Origin of the sequence: Kitasatospora sp. NPDC057692 (assembly GCF_042799475.1) — a bacterium.
Classification (GTDB): Bacteria; Actinomycetota; Actinomycetes; order Streptomycetales; family Streptomycetaceae; genus Kitasatospora.
On sequence record NZ_JBHVIV010000006.1, the window covers coordinates 17,162 to 31,063 of the forward strand.

At 74.3% G+C, this 13,902-nt stretch carries 12 protein-coding genes; 8 read left to right on the top strand and 4 right to left on the bottom strand.

Annotated elements, in window-relative coordinates:
• Window positions 1-127 precede the first annotated feature (127 nt).
• The 4 genes from groL to ACFVFS_RS05180 all read left to right on the top strand — a co-directional run bounded on the left by groL (window position 128) and on the right by ACFVFS_RS05180 (window position 5,887).
• Entirely contained in the window at window positions 128-1,750 is a 1,623-nt protein-coding gene (gene groL, locus ACFVFS_RS05165) for a chaperonin GroEL (RefSeq protein ID WP_344334086.1), read from the top strand.
• A 95-nt stretch (window positions 1,751-1,845) separates the two neighbouring features.
• Window positions 1,846-2,205 (top strand): hypothetical protein, encoded by a 360-nt coding sequence (locus ACFVFS_RS05170; RefSeq protein ID WP_380620326.1) that lies wholly within the window; start codon window positions 1,846-1,848, stop codon window positions 2,203-2,205.
• Window positions 2,206-2,375: 170 nt separating this feature from the next.
• Window positions 2,376-3,122 carry an ABC transporter ATP-binding protein gene (locus tag ACFVFS_RS05175; RefSeq protein ID WP_380620329.1) on the top strand — a complete coding sequence of 249 codons (747 nt, stop codon included), beginning with the start codon at window positions 2,376-2,378 and terminating at the stop codon, window positions 3,120-3,122.
• Window positions 3,122-5,887, top strand: a complete 2,766-nt coding sequence (locus ACFVFS_RS05180; RefSeq protein ID WP_380620331.1) for an FtsX-like permease family protein — start codon at window positions 3,122-3,124, stop codon at window positions 5,885-5,887. Before ACFVFS_RS05175 ends, ACFVFS_RS05180 begins: the two co-directional genes overlap by 1 nt.
• 43 nt (window positions 5,888-5,930) lie before the next feature.
• Here the strand turns inward: ACFVFS_RS05180 and ACFVFS_RS05185 are convergent, their stop codons facing one another.
• Window positions 5,931-6,587 carry a hypothetical protein gene (locus ACFVFS_RS05185; protein WP_380620333.1) on the bottom strand — a complete coding sequence of 219 codons (657 nt, stop codon included), beginning with the start codon at window positions 6,585-6,587 and terminating at the stop codon, window positions 5,931-5,933.
• 81 nt (window positions 6,588-6,668) lie between these two features.
• On the opposite strand from ACFVFS_RS05185, the gene ACFVFS_RS05190 reads away from it, so the two are divergent.
• From ACFVFS_RS05190 to ACFVFS_RS05200, 3 genes are all read left to right on the top strand, one after another.
• Window positions 6,669-7,064 carry a PadR family transcriptional regulator gene (locus ACFVFS_RS05190; protein WP_344334095.1) on the top strand — a complete coding sequence of 132 codons (396 nt, stop codon included), beginning with the start codon at window positions 6,669-6,671 and terminating at the stop codon, window positions 7,062-7,064.
• A complete protein-coding gene (locus tag ACFVFS_RS05195) occupies window positions 7,061-8,053 on the top strand; it encodes a hypothetical protein (protein ID WP_380620336.1) in 993 nt (330 codons plus the stop codon). Before ACFVFS_RS05190 ends, ACFVFS_RS05195 begins: the two co-directional genes overlap by 4 nt.
• 160 nt (window positions 8,054-8,213) lie before the next feature.
• On the top strand, window positions 8,214-8,900 hold the full coding sequence (locus ACFVFS_RS05200) for a copper homeostasis protein CutC (RefSeq protein ID WP_380620339.1): 687 nt from the start codon (window positions 8,214-8,216) through the stop codon (window positions 8,898-8,900).
• A gap of 86 nt (window positions 8,901-8,986) precedes the next feature.
• On the opposite strand, the gene ACFVFS_RS05205 is transcribed toward ACFVFS_RS05200, so the two are convergent.
• From ACFVFS_RS05205 to ACFVFS_RS05215, 3 genes are all read right to left on the bottom strand, one after another.
• Window positions 8,987-11,062, bottom strand: coding sequence for a HelD family protein (locus tag ACFVFS_RS05205; RefSeq protein WP_380620341.1), 2,076 nt, complete (start codon window positions 11,060-11,062; stop codon window positions 8,987-8,989).
• A gap of 250 nt (window positions 11,063-11,312) precedes the next feature.
• Window positions 11,313-12,950: a DNA repair helicase XPB gene (locus ACFVFS_RS05210; RefSeq protein WP_380620344.1), complete on the bottom strand. Its 1,638-nt coding sequence runs from the start codon at window positions 12,948-12,950 to the stop codon at window positions 11,313-11,315.
• Window positions 12,951-13,065: 115 nt separating this feature from the next.
• Window positions 13,066-13,470, bottom strand: a complete 405-nt coding sequence (locus ACFVFS_RS05215) for a hypothetical protein (RefSeq protein ID WP_380620347.1) — start codon at window positions 13,468-13,470, stop codon at window positions 13,066-13,068.
• 129 nt (window positions 13,471-13,599) lie between these two features.
• On the opposite strand from ACFVFS_RS05215, the gene ACFVFS_RS05220 reads away from it, so the two are divergent.
• On the top strand, window positions 13,600-13,872 hold the full coding sequence (locus ACFVFS_RS05220; RefSeq protein WP_380620349.1) for a hypothetical protein: 273 nt from the start codon (window positions 13,600-13,602) through the stop codon (window positions 13,870-13,872).
• Window positions 13,873-13,902 lie beyond the last annotated feature (30 nt).

Consider the following 13,902-nt stretch of genomic DNA (forward strand, 5'->3'; position numbering starts at 1 on the left):
GTGACAGCGGACCGGGTCGGTGAGGCCCCCGGGAGCGGTAGGGGAAAGGACCCCCGCACACCAGGGCCGTCCGTCGCGGGCACCCCTTGGTCCGAGCAGTCGACCGTGTCCCGGAGGACCACTTCTGATGGCCAAGATCATCGCCTTTGATGAGGAAGCTCGCCGCGGCCTTGAGCGTGGCATGAACCAGCTCGCCGACGCAGTGAAGGTCACGCTCGGCCCCAAGGGCCGCAACGTCGTGCTGGAGAAGAAGTGGGGCGCCCCCACCATCACCAACGACGGTGTCTCCATCGCCAAGGAGATCGAGCTCGAGGACCCGTACGAGAAGATCGGCGCGGAGCTCGTCAAGGAGGTCGCCAAGAAGACCGACGACGTCGCGGGTGACGGCACCACCACCGCCACCGTGCTCGCCCAGGCGCTCGTCCGCGAGGGTCTGCGCAACGTCGCCGCCGGCGCCAACCCGATGGCCCTGAAGCGCGGCATCGAGAAGGCCGTCGCCGCCGTCTCCGACCAGCTCCTGGCCCAGGCCAAGGACGTGGAGACCAAGGAGCAGATCGCCTCCACCGCCTCCATCTCCGCCGCCGACACCCAGATCGGCGAGCTCATCGCCGAGGCCATGGACAAGGTCGGCAAGGAAGGCGTCATCACCGTCGAGGAGAGCAACACCTTCGGTCTGGAGCTTGAGCTCACCGAGGGCATGCGCTTCGACAAGGGCTACATCTCGGCCTACTTCGCCACCGACCTGGAGCGTATGGAGACCTCGTTCGAGGACCCCTACATCCTGATCGCCAACTCCAAGATCGGCTCGGTCAAGGACCTGCTGCCGCTGCTGGAGAAGGTCATGCAGAGCGGCAAGCCGCTCGTCATCATCGCCGAGGACGTCGAGGGCGAGGCCCTGTCGACCCTGGTCGTGAACAAGATCCGCGGCACCTTCAAGTCCGTCGCCGTCAAGGCCCCGGGCTTCGGCGACCGCCGCAAGGCCATGCTCCAGGACATCGCCATCCTCACCGGTGGCACCGTGATCTCCGAGGAGGTCGGCCTGAAGCTGGAGAACGCCGGCGTCGACCTGCTGGGCACCGCCCGCAAGGTGGTCATCACCAAGGACGAGACCACCATCGTCGACGGTGGCGGCGACAGCGAGCAGGTCGCGGGCCGCGTGAACCAGATCCGCGCCGAGATCGAGAACAGCGACTCGGACTACGACCGCGAGAAGCTCCAGGAGCGCCTCGCCAAGCTGGCCGGCGGCGTGGCCGTCATCAAGGCCGGCGCGGCCACCGAGGTGGAGCTCAAGGAGCGCAAGCACCGCATCGAGGACGCCGTCCGCAACGCCAAGGCCGCCGTCGAGGAGGGCATCGTCGCCGGTGGTGGCGTCGCCCTGCTGCAGGCCGGTGTCGCGTTCGACAAGCTGGAGCTGGACGGCGACGAGGCCACCGGTGCCAACATCGTCAAGGTCGCGCTGGAGGCCCCGATCAAGCAGATCGCGACCAACGCCGGCCTGGAGGGTGGCGTCGTGGTGGAGAAGGTGCGCAACCTCCCCGCCGGTCACGGCCTGAACGCCGCCACCAACGAGTACGTCGACCTGGTCGCCGAGGGCATCATCGACCCGGCCAAGGTCACCCGCTCCGCGCTGCAGAACGCCGCCTCCATCGCGGCGCTCTTCCTCACCACCGAGGCCGTCATCGCCGACAAGCCGGAGAAGGCCGCCGCGGCCGCCGGCGGCGGCATGCCGGGCGGTGACATGGACTTCTGATCCTGACGGATCGGACGGTTCCTCGTTCGCACGGGCGGTTCCCCTCGGGGAGCCGCCCGTACGGCGTTCTCGGACGTTCTTGGGAGACTGGACGGATGGCTACGACAGACGACATCGAGACGGCGCTGCACACCGCGCGGGCGCTGATCCTGGCCGACCTGACCGCGCGGGACGCCGCCGACGCCGCCGTGGTGTCCCTGGTCGAGCAGGCCGTGACGCACCGCCGCTGGTGGCTGGAGCAGTGGCCGGACGGCACCGAGTACGTGCTGGGCCTGGTCGCCCAGGACGTCCAGGACGCGCTGCTGGAGAGCCACGGCCGCTGGCCGCTGTGCGCGGACTGCGCGGCGGAGGGGGACCCGCACGCGCTGGGCGTGGAGCCGGAGCTGGGACCCGAGCCGCACTGGGTGTGCGGCAAGCGCGGTGCCGTGGTCGCCGCGGTGGGGGAGCTGACGTAGCCGCCCCTGCTCCGCGGGCATCCGCCGCCGTCGCGCCTCCGGGCGCGGCGGCGGTTTTTTCGCGCCGCTTGGAACCGATGGACGGCATATGTAGTCTACCGACTTATACAGTCCATCTGAGCTTTGAGCTCCGGAGCTCCTGAGCTCTCGCGGCAACGAGGGGGAAACCCATGTCCCAGCCAGATCCGACCCGGCCCGTCCTGGAACTGCGCGCCGTCACCCGGGTGCACGGACAGGGCGCGGCCGAGGTGCACGCCCTGCGCGGCATCGACCTGGCCGTGCACGCCGGCGAGTTCGTCGCCGTGATGGGGCCCTCCGGCTCCGGCAAGTCCACGCTGCTCACCCTGGCCGGCGGCCTCGACCGGCCGAGCGGCGGGCAGGTGCTGGTCGAGGGCGTCGAGCTGGGCGGGCTGAACCGCACCGCGCAGGCCGCCGTGCGCCGCCGCTCGGTCGGCTACGTGTTCCAGGACTACAACCTCGTCCCGGCGCTGACCGCCGCCGAGAACATCGCGCTGCCCCGGGAGCTGGACGGCGTCTCCGGGCGGACCGCTCGCCGCGAGGCGCTGGCCGCGCTGACCGAGCTCGGCATCGCCGACCTCGCCGACCGCTTCCCCGAGCAGCTCTCCGGCGGCCAGCAGCAGCGCGTCGCGATCGCCCGCGCCCTGGTCGGCGAGCGGCGCCTGGTCCTCGCCGACGAGCCCACCGGAGCCCTCGACTCCGCCACCGGCGAGGCCGTGCTGAGCGTGCTGCGGGCCCGCTGCGACGCGGGCGCCGCCGCCATGATGGTCACCCACGAGCCCCGGCACGCCGTCTGGGCCGACCGCGTGGTGTTCCTCAGCGACGGCCGGGTCGTCCAGGAGGCCACCGGGCAGCAGGCCGCGCAGCTGCTGCACGCCGGCCGGAACGGCGGCCGGTGATGAAGCTCTCCGCCCTGCGCGTCGCCCTGCGGATCGCCCGCCGCGACGCCCTGCGCGCCAAGGGCCGCAGCGCCCTGATCGCCGCCATGGTCGCCCTGCCGGTGCTCGGTGTCGCCGGCGCCGACGTCGTCCACCGCAGTGGCCAGCTCACCCCCGGCGAGCGGGTCGAGCGGCTGATGGGCGGGGCCGACGCGCTGGTCACCGCCCACCGGCCGGGCCGCTCGGTCGACCAGGGGCCGTTCGCCGAGGACGGCGTGCAGGTGCTGCCGGAGAACCGGACCGATCCGGCCTCCGTGACGGCCGCCGCCGCGGCGGGTTCCCCCGCCGAGCTGGTCGTCGGGCTGCTGCCCAAGGGCGCGGTGCTGCTGCCGGCCGCCCCCGGACCGGCGGTCAGCACCTCCACCCGGGAGGGCCTGTTCACCACCGCGACCGCCGAGGCCGACCTCGCCGACCGGGTCTGGCAGGGCCGGCTCGACCTGGTCGAGGGCCGGGCGCCGAGCGCCTCGCACGAGGCGGCCGTCACCCGGGCCTTCCTCGCCGAGGCCGGACTTCGGATCGGCGACTCCACCACGGTCAAGGGCCTCGACAAGGCGCCGTTCAAGCTGACCGGCGTGGTCGAGTACCCGGGGAACCTCGACAAGGTCGAGCTGGTGGCCCGGCCCGGCGAGCTGATCGCCCCGCTGGCCGCGGCGGCCCCGTCCGGCGCGGCCCCCTCGGCCGGGCTGACCGCGGCCGGGGCGGACGAGGGCCGCCCCGAGCGCTGGATGGTGCGGATGCCCGCCGGCGCCGCGCTGGACTGGCCCGCCGTCCGCAAGCTCAACCGGTACGGCTTCACGGTGACCTCGCGCGCCGTCGCGCTCGACCCGCCGCCCGCGTCCGCCGTCACCTACGACCCCGACCTGTTCAAGCTCCCCGACGCGGACAAGCGGGTCGTGGTGCTCGCGACGGTCGTCGGGATGGCGCTGCTGGAGGTCGCGCTGCTGGCCGGCCCGGCCTTCGCGGTGGGCGCCCGTCGCTCGCGCCGACAGCTCGCCCTGATCGGCGCCGCCGGCGGCAACCGCGGCCACGTCCGCGCGGTCGTGCTCGGTTCCGGGCTGGTGCTCGGCACCGTCGGCGCCGCCGTCGGCCTGGTGGCGGGCGTCGGCCTGGTCGCCGTGCTGCGGACCTGGGTCGAGGAGGCCGGCGGGAGCCGCTTCGGGCACTTCGGGATCGCGCCGCTCGACCTGCTGGCCGTCGCCGCGGTCGGCGTGGTCACCGCCCTGCTGGCCGCCGTGGTTCCGGCGGTCCAGGCCGGGCGCCGCGACGTGGTGGCCGGCCTCACCGGCCGGGACACCGTCGGCGAGCCGGGCCGCAGGCTCCCGCTGCTGGGCGGGCTCCTGGTCCTCGCGGGCGCGGGCCTGGCGCTCTACGGCGCCGGCAGCCCGGACGCCACCGGCCTGCCGGTGTTCAAGGGCCTCACCATGAAGGCGCTCACCGTGCTCGCCGGGGCCGTCACCGCCGAATGCGGCTTCCTGCTCTTCACCCCCCTGCTGGTCGCGCTGTTCGGCCGGCTCGCCGCCCGACTGCCGCTCGGCCCCAGGCTGGCCCTGCGCGACTCGGCCCGCCACCGCGGCCGCACCGCGCCCGCCGTGGCCGCGGTGATGGCCGCCGTCGCCGGAGCCGTCGCCGTCGGCGTCTACACCACCGGCACCGAGGCGCAGGACCGGGTCGCCTACCGCCCGACCGCCCCGTTGGGCGCCGTCGTGGTCGAAGCCCCGATGAAGTCGGACGACCCGCAGCTGCCCCGACTGCGCGCCGCCGTCGAGCGCGGCCTGCCGGACGCGGGCACCCGCGCCGACGTCCAGAGCATGCTCTACGTCTTCTGCGAGGGCTGCTCCAGCGCCGTGCAGGTCAAGGGGACGGCGGGCGGCCGGTTCGACCGGGGCGGGGCCGGGAGCCGCGCGCTGGTCGGCGACGCGACGGTGCTGCACAACCTGTTCGGGGTGAACGACCGGGCCGTCGAGGAGGCGCTGGCCGCCGGCCGGGCGATCGTCTTCGACCGCGACCGGGTGCAGGACGGCCGGGCGGTGCTCACCATGCTGGGCGCGGCCGGCGGCGGTCCGGTCCAGCCCGGGGAGACCCCGCAGACGGGCACCAAGGAGATCGCGGTCGACGCGCTCCTGGTCGACAACCCGGAGGCCGCCCGGTACGGGGGGCTACTGATGAGCCCGGACGCGGTGCGCAAGGTCGGCCTCTCCGCCGAGTCGGCCGGTTCGGTGTGGCGGCCCGCGCACCCGCCCACCGCCAAGGCGCAGCAGCGGGTGGAGGCCGACGTGGCCCAGGTCGCCCCGCACGCCCAGCTGCACGTGGAGCGCGGTTTCCAGCCGAAGGACGACGTGACCGGCCTCGCGCTCGCCGGTTTCGCGGTGGTGGTGGTGCTCGGCGCCGCGGCCGTCGCCACCGGACTGGCCGCCGCCGACTCCCGGAACGACCGGGCCACGCTGGCCGCGGTCGGCGCGCCGCCGCGGATCCACCGGGTGCAGGCCGGGCTGCAGAGCACGCTGATCGCCGGGCTCGGCGCGGCGATCGGCACGGTCAGCGGGTTCGTGCCCGCGGTGGCGCTGCTGCGCTCGCACGCGAGCGGGCAGATCGGTGTGCCGGCGGCCCCGTTCACCGCGCCGTGGGGGCTGCTGGTGACGATCACGGTGGTGCTGCCGGTGGTGGCGGGCCTGGGCGCGGCCGTGTTCACCCGGTCCCGGCTGCCGCTGGCGCGGCGGGAGGGGTGACGCCGGGCGGTCCCGGCCGCCGGCCGCGCGGGTTGGCCCGTGCTCAGCCGGCGGCCTCCAGCCCGGCGATCTCGGCGGCCAGGTTGGCCCGGGCGGCGGCGTCGAAACGGGCGCGCGCGGTGGGCGTGCGGTACAGCGCGGGGAGTGCGAGCAACTGGCGGAGCACGGCCGCGCGCCCGGCGCGGAACTCCGGCTCCGGCACGAAGGCGTACTCCTCCCGGACGGCCGCCGCGTACGCCGCGTAGGCCTGCGGCGGACCGCCGAGTACGGCGAGGTCTGCGTCGCACAGCACCTCGCCGTCGCGGTCGCCCGGCTCGGGGTGGTGGGTGACGGTGAGCCGGACCAGCCGGGCGACCTCCGCGACCAGGGCCGCCGGGAGTCCGGCCTCGTCGAGCGCCCGGACGGCCAGGACGGCACTGCGCTCCTCGTTCTCGGAGCGGTCCGGACGGTAGACGGCGTCGTGGAACCAGGCGGCCAGCCGGACGGCGTCCGGGTCGGCGGCGTCGTCGGCGAGCGCGTCGACGTGGTCCAGCACCGCGCGCAGGTGGGCGACGGTGTGGTACCGGCGCTGCGGCTCGGACCAGCGGCGCAGCAGCTCCCGGCCGGCCGGGGCGGGGTCGCCCGCCGCACCGCGGCGGTGGAGCAGGGCGGTCCAGGCGGCGAGCAGGTCCTCGGGGACCGGGGTAGCGGTGTCGGACATGGGGCCATTCTGCTGGGCCGCGCCGGAGCGGACCGGGATTCCACTGGACGTGATATGTCGATGAAAGGTATATGTAGCTTCATGACTGAACGGGCGATGCAAGAGCCGACACTGCTCCTGCTGACCGCACTGGCCGACGCCCCGCGGCACGGTTACGCGCTCATCCAGGAGATCACCGCGATCTCGGACGGCCGGGTCAAGATGCGCACCGGCACGCTGTACGGCGCGCTCGACCGGCTGCTCCAGCAGGGCCTCATCGAGGTCGCGGCCGAGGAGATCGTGGACGGCCGGGCCCGGCGCACCTACGCGCTCACCGAGGGCGGGCGCGGCGCCCTGGCCACCGAGGCGGAGCGGCTGCGCGCCGTCGCCGAGGAGGCCCAGCGCCGGCTGGCGGCCGTCCGCCCGGCCGGTTTCCGTCCGGTCGGCGGCGGGGCCGCCACACTAGCGTTCACCAGGGTCAGGGGGGCTTACGCATGACGATCCAGACATTCCCCGGAGTGATGGGGGAGCCGGTGGCGCTCCGCGCCGCGCTGATGCTCTACCCGGCCCGCTACCGGCGCGAGCGCGGGGACGAGCTGTCCGCGGTCTTCGCCGACAGCACGGCCGGGACCAGCCGGCTGGCCACCGCCCGCGAGGTGCTCGACCTGGGCGCGTACGGCCTGCGGATGCGCACCGGTCTGACCGCCTCCTCCGTCGTCGGGCAGCTGTTCGCGCTGGCCGCGCCGCTGGTCGCGGGTGCGGTCGCCGGGCTGTGCGCGGCCTACACGGTCGACCAGGTGGTGAACCCGGCCTGGGTCCCGGCGTGGGCGCTGCCGGACCGGATCGGCGAGGTGCCGGCCTTCGTCTGGTTCCTCGGGCAGGCGCTGCTGCCGCTGCTGCTGGTCGCCGCCGTCCTGGCCGGCCGCCGGCGGGAGGCCCGGTACGCGGCGTTCGGCGTGGCCGGTGTCGGCGCCCTGGGCGTGCTGACCGCGGCCGTGCAGCACACCCCCTCGCTCTGGTGGTTCCTCTCGCAGTCCGGCGAGTCGACCCCGCTGCTGCTGGCCGGCCTGCTGTTCGCCTTCGCCCCGCAGGAGCTGATGGAGGAGCGGCCGGACGCCCGCGGCCGGATCGCGGTGCTGGCCGCCGCGGCCGGCGGCGCTCTGATCCTGACCGCGGAGGGGTTCTACAGCTCCTTCGGCCTGCTCGACCGGGACGCGGCGGTCGCGCTGCTGCTGGTGCCGGCGGCCGCGCTGCTCTTCGCGGCGCGGGGGCGGCTGGCACCGGCCGCGATCGGCCTCGCGGCGCTGCCGATGACCCTCGGCTTCAACGTCTTCCGGACCTGGCAGTCGGTCGGCGGCATGTGGCGGATGGCGCCGCTGACGGTCGCGGTGGTGGTCGGGCTGGTGGCGACCGGATGGATGCTGCGCCGGGCCGGTGACGGGCGGCGGACCGGCGCGGGCGCGGGAGGTGTCCGGAGCCTCGTCTGATCGGGGACGGCCGGAGCACCGCTGCTCCTCGAACGGCCGGACGAACGGGTTGTGGGCCCGTTCGTCCGGCCGTCGCGCGTTGTCGCGGCGGTGTGCGCCGTCCGGCCAAGTGGCCGCACGGGGCTCGCCGGGGACGGACCGATGTGGCAGGCTATCTGATATGTCTAGACCAATTTTCGAAGTCATCGCGCTGACGCCCCAGGACGCCCAGGCCGCCGAGTCGGGCGGCGCCGACCGGCTCGAACTGGTCACCGACATGGCCGCCGACGGGCTCACCCCCTCGGTCGAGGACTTCGCCAGGATCCGTGCCGCCGTCGAACTTCCGCTGCGCGTCATGCTCCGCATCCGGGACGGCTTCGCCCCCGGCGACCTGGACGGGCTGCGCACCCGCGCCGCCGCGCTCCGGGCCGAGGGCGCCGACGAGTTCGTCTTCGGCTTCCTGGACGCCGGGGGCGGTGTCGACCTGGCCGCCACCGAGGCCGTCGCCGAGGCGGTGGCCGGCTGCCGCTGGACCTTCCACCGGGCGATCGACCACAGCGCCGACCGGGCCGCCGTGCGCGCCGCCGTCGGCGCGCTGCCCGGCCTGGACACCTTCCTCACCTCCGGCGCGGCCGGCGGGGTGGACGCCGGCCGGGACGTCCTGCTGGCCGAGCTGGCCCGGGCCGGCGAGCCCGGCTACACCCAGCGGATCCTGATCGGCGGCGGCCTGCGCGCCGAGCACCTGCCGGGCCTGCGGGCGGCCGGGTTCGACGCCTTCCACGTCGGCGGCGCGGTCCGGGCGGACGGCTGGCAGTCGCCGGTGGACGCGGCCAAGGTCGCCGAGTGGCGGGCGCTGATCGGCGGCTGAGCGCCGCCGGGGGCACCGGGGCCGGCCGTCGCGTGACGACGGGCCGGCCCCGGCCGTTCCGGCCGCAGCCGTTCAGCTGCGGCTGCTCAGCCGGCGTCGTCCGGCCGGGAGCCGTCCAGCTGCGCCGGAAGCGGCTCGGCGTGCAGCACTTCCAGGCCGGACACCGCTCGGGTGAGCGCCACGTACAGCCGCCGCAGGCCGGTCCGCTCGTCCGGCTCGCCCGCGACCACCGCGGCCGGCTCGTCCAGCACCACGTAGTCGTACTCCAGACCCTTGGCCAGCGACGCCGGGACGAGCGTCAGCCGGGCCTCGGCGCTGGTCTCGGCGCCGGGGGCGAGGTGCGCCAGTCCGGCCTCCGCCAGCGCCCCCGCCAGCAGCGGGACGCGCGCGTCGGCCGCGATCAGACCGGTCGACCCCTCCCGCTCCAGCGCCCGTCGGCAGGCCTCGACCACGGCCTCCGTCCGCTCCTCCTCGGCCACCTGGCGGATCGTCAGCGAGCCCGGGGCCTCGCGGACCGAACTGGCCGGGTTGAGGCCGGGGGCGATCGACGGCAGCAGCCGGGAGGCGTACGCGATGACCTCCTCCGGCACCCGGAAGCCCTTGGTCAGCTCCTCGATGTGGGCGGCCGGCTTGCCCAGGTGGTGCAGCGCCTCCGGCCAACTCGCCGTCGCCCAGGGGGTGGTGCCCTGGGCGAGGTCGCCCAGCACGGTCGCCGAGCCGGTGGTGCAGCGGCGGCCGACCGCGCGGTACTGCATCGGCGAGAGGTCCTGCGCCTCGTCCAGCACCACATGGCCCAGCGAGGCGGTGCGCCGGACCAGGTCGGTCGCCTCGTCGACCAGCACGGCGTCGGCGGCGGTCCAGCGGGCGGTCTTCACCGAGCGGCCCGGCTTGGGCCACCGCACGGCCGCCTGCTCCTCGGCGCTCAGCACGCCGTCCGCGCAGGCGGCCAGGAACTCCGGATCGGAGAGCAGCCGCAGCACCAGCCTGGCCGGGTCGACCGCCGGCCAGCACGCCTTGACCACCGCCTTCACGGCGGCGTTGCGGGCCACCGCGTCCTGCACCCGGTCGTCCGGGGCCTCGCCGCCCTGCTCCATCTTCAGCAGCACGGTGTGCGCGATCCGCTGCGGCAGCGCCTCGGCGGCCGCGCCGTAGCGGATGTCGCGGCCCTTCAACTCCTCGATGATCTCGATCAGTTCGTGGACCGGGACGCGCCAGCGGCGGGAGCCGCGGATCACCACGCACGGCTCGGTGGGCAGCGCGATGCCGGAGCGGACCGCCCGGCGCAGCACCTCCGCCATCCGGGCGTCGCCCTTCAGCCGGGCCGCCTCGGGGGAGTCCTCGCCGCGCACCTCGACGTGCCCGACCAGCTGCTGCACGGTGGCCTGCGCGACGTCCAGCTCGCCCAGCGCGGGCAGCACCTGCTCGATGTAGGAGAGGAAGGCGTTGTTCGGGCCGATCACCAGGGTGCCGGTGCGGGCCAGCCGCTCGCGGTGCGCGTACAGCAGGTACGCCACCCGGTGCAGGCCGACGGCGGTCTTCCCGGTGCCGGGGGCGCCCTGCACGCAGAGGGTGCCGGAGATGTCGGCGCGGACGATCTCGTCCTGTTCCGGCTGGATGGTCGCCACGATGTCGCGCATCGGGCCGACGCGGGGCTTCTCGATCTCGGCGGCCAGCAGGGCCGAGGAGGTGTCGTGCTCGGCCGGGTCGGAGAGGTGCTCGTCCTCGTACGCGGTGAGCTCGCCGCCGGTGTAGCCGAAGCGGCGGCGGCGCTCGACGTCCATCGGCTCGGTGCGGCTGGCCCGGTAGAACGGCTGGGAGACCGGCGCGCGCCAGTCGATCACCATCGGGTCGCCGTCGGCGTCGTGCACGTGGCGGCGGCCGATGTAGAAGCTCTCTCCGCCGGAGCCTTCGCTCAACTCCTCGCTGATCGCGTGCAGGTAGTCGAGCCGGCCGAAGAACAGCGGGGTGTGCGAGAGGTCGGCCAGGGCGGCGATCCTGGCCTCGATCTGGTTCTGCAGCACGAGGGCGGTGACCCAGGTGCCGGTGACGTCGCGGATGTCCAGGGACTCGACGTCCTCGCGCATCGCGCGCAGCGCGGACCTGGACGAGGCCAGGTGGTCCCGTTCGCGCTGCAGGGGGTCGGTGGTGGGGGTGGCGGGCACAGCGAACCTTTCCGGCTGCCCCTGGTGCGGGCGCAGCGGATCGTAGGAGCTCACGGTGGATACCGGCCGGTTGCCGAACGGCCGGTACCTCCCCCGGCTGCCTGCGCGACTACAGCAGGTACCACGGTTCGGGAGGGGGCAGACGGACGATCCTAGTCGCGTCCGCCCCCCGGTTCCAGCCCCGTGGGCCCCGCCGGCCCCGCCGGCCCCCTTGCGGCACGTCGTTACAGCACGTCGCTACAGCACGTCGCTACAGCACGTCGTCCGCGTCGATGATGCGGTACGCGTAGCCCTGCTCGGCGAGGAAGCGCTGGCGGTGGGCGGCGAAGTCCTGGTCGACGGTGTCCCGGGCGACCACCGAGTAGAAGTGGGCGGCGTGGCCGTCCGCCTTGGGGCGCAGCACCCGGCCGAGGCGCTGGGCCTCCTCCTGCCGGGAGCCGAAGGTCCCGGAGACCTGGATGGCGACGGTCGCCTCCGGCAGGTCGATGGAGAAGTTGGCGACCTTGGAGACGACCAGGACGCCGATCTCCTTGTTGCGGAAGGCGTCGAACAGCTTCTCGCGCTGGGCGTTGCTGGTCTCGCCCTTGATCACCGGGGCGTCCAGGGCCTCGCCGAGCTCGTCCAGCTGGTCGATGTACTGGCCGATGATCAGGGTCTGGTCCTTCTCGTGCTTCCTGACCAGGGCCTCCACCACCCGGCGCTTGGTCGCCGTGGTCGCGCAGAAGCGGTACCGCTCCTCGGGCTCCGCGGTCGCGTAGGCGAGCCGCTCGGAGTCGGTGAGGGTGACCCGGACCTCGCAGCAGTCGGCGGGCGCGATGTAGCCCTGCGCCTCGATCTCCTTCCACGGCGCGTCGAAGCGCTTGGGGCCGATCAGGCTGAACACGTCGCCCTCGCGGCCGTCCTCGCGCACCAGGGTGGCGGTCAGACCGAGCCGGCGGCGGGCCTGGAGGTCCGCGGTGAACTTGAAGACCGGGGCCGGCAGCAGGTGGACCTCGTCGTACACGACCAGGCCCCAGTTGCGGGCGTCGAACAGCTCCAGGTGGGCGTAGACGCCCTTCCGCTTGGTGGTCATCACCTGGTAGGTGGCGATGGTGACCGGGCGGATCTCCTTCCTGGTCCCGCTGTACTCGCCGATCTCGTCCTCGGTGAGCGAGGTCCGCTTGACCAGCTCGTGCTTCCACTGGCGGGCCGAGACGGTGTTGGTGACCAGGATCAGCGTGGTCGACTTGGCGTGCGCCATCGCCGCCGCGCCGACCAGCGTCTTGCCGGCGCCGCAGGGCAGCACGACGACGCCCGAGCCGCCGTGCCAGAAGCCCTCCACCGCCTGCGCCTGGTAGGGGCGCAGGCTCCAGCCGTCCTCCTCCAGGTCGATCGGGTGCGCCTCGCCGTCCACGTAGCCGGCGAAGTCCTCGGCGGGCCAGCCGAGTTTCAGCAGCACCTGCTTGATCTGCCCGCGCTCGGAGGGGTGCACCACCACGGTGTCCGGGTCGACCCGGGCGCCGACCAGCGGGATGATCTTCTTGGAGCGCAGCACCTCCTCCAGCACCGGCCGGTCGGTGGTGGTGAGCACCAGCCCGTGGGTCGGGTGCTTGAGCAGTCGCAGCCGCCCGTAGCGGGCCATCGTGTCGGCCACGTCGACCAGCAGGGCGTGCGGCACCGGGTAGCGCGAGTACGTCACCAGGGCGTCCACGACCTGCTCGGCGTCGTGCCCGGCGGCCCGCGCGTTCCACAGCCCGAGCGGCGTCACCCGGTACGTGTGCACGTGCTCGGGCGCCCGCTCCAGCTCCGCGAACGGCGCGATGGCCCGGCGGCAGTCGGCGGCCTTGGGGTGGTCGATCTCCAGGAGAAGAGTTTTGTCGCTCTGGACGATGAGCGGTCCGTCGTTCACGCGGGGGAGCCCTCCACTGGCTGACAGGTCGGTCGGGTCTGCGGGTCCTTCGGGACGCCGACCCTCCAGTGTCGCCCATCCGGCCGGGTGCGCGGGACCGCTCGGGGCGGGAGGGCTACTTCCACTCGTGGAAGGTGCCGGTGGACTTGCCGTCCGGGGTGACCTCGTACTCGAAGAGGCCGACGACGTGGTTGAGGCGGTCGAGCCGGGGCGAGGCGGTGTGGAAGAAGAGGGCGCCGCGCCAACTGGTGCCGCCGCCCTCGGTGAAGTGGCCGATGCCGGTGCCGTGCCAGACGACGCCCTGGCCGTCGGCCGTCATGTCGACGCCCTGGCCCTCGCCGCGCAGCGTGCCGTCGGCGCGCAACTCGGACTCGTAGGTGCCGAAGCCGGTGACGGCGGTGCCGTAGTAGCTGCCGCTGCCCTCGAACGAGACCTCGACGACGACGTGGCCGTCCCCGGCGTCGAGGACGCGCCGGCCGGTGTCCTGGCCCTGGGTCTCACCGATGAGATCGCCGAGCATGATGACTCCTTTCGTCACCCCCCGCATTCCGGACTACGCCGGTGGGAGCGGGGCGTCAACCGGCGGTACGCGCGGTGCGGACGGGGTGGCGGGGGGTGACCGGCGGCGGGGTGGCTCGTTGGGGAGGGCATGAACAAGTCGAAGCGTGTTCTCACCGCTCTCGCCCTCGTCGGGACGGCCTTCGCCGCCACCGCCACCACGGCCGGCTCCGCGCAGGCCGTCGCGGGCATCGGGGAGGGACCGGGCGGGCTGTTGGCGGCGCCCGGGTTCCTGCTCGCGGACCTGTCCGGGGCCAATGCGGTGATGCCGGTCGGGCAGGGGGACCTCGCCGCCATGGCGGAGAAGGCGATGAAGGAGAAGCAGGCGGAGCGGGAGGCCAAGGAGCAGGGGCAGGCGCACTGAGGCCCCGCAGGGGTCCTGAGGTTCCGGGGC

Coding starts and splice junctions, on each gene's coding strand:
- ACFVFS_RS05195 (WP_380620336.1), top strand. CDS start 7,061: ATGACGATCCAGACATTCCCCGGAGTGATGGGGGAGCCGGTGGCGCTC.
- ACFVFS_RS05185 (WP_380620333.1), bottom strand. CDS start 6,587: ATGTCCGACACCGCTACCCCGGTCCCCGAGGACCTGCTCGCCGCCTGG.
- groL (WP_344334086.1), top strand. CDS start 128: ATGGCCAAGATCATCGCCTTTGATGAGGAAGCTCGCCGCGGCCTTGAG.
- ACFVFS_RS05215 (WP_380620347.1), bottom strand. CDS start 13,470: ATGCTCGGCGATCTCATCGGTGAGACCCAGGGCCAGGACACCGGCCGG.
- ACFVFS_RS05200 (WP_380620339.1), top strand. CDS start 8,214: ATGTCTAGACCAATTTTCGAAGTCATCGCGCTGACGCCCCAGGACGCC.
- ACFVFS_RS05190 (WP_344334095.1), top strand. CDS start 6,669: ATGACTGAACGGGCGATGCAAGAGCCGACACTGCTCCTGCTGACCGCA.
- ACFVFS_RS05180 (WP_380620331.1), top strand. CDS start 3,122: ATGAAGCTCTCCGCCCTGCGCGTCGCCCTGCGGATCGCCCGCCGCGAC.
- ACFVFS_RS05170 (WP_380620326.1), top strand. CDS start 1,846: ATGGCTACGACAGACGACATCGAGACGGCGCTGCACACCGCGCGGGCG.
- ACFVFS_RS05220 (WP_380620349.1), top strand. CDS start 13,600: ATGAACAAGTCGAAGCGTGTTCTCACCGCTCTCGCCCTCGTCGGGACG.
- ACFVFS_RS05175 (WP_380620329.1), top strand. CDS start 2,376: ATGTCCCAGCCAGATCCGACCCGGCCCGTCCTGGAACTGCGCGCCGTC.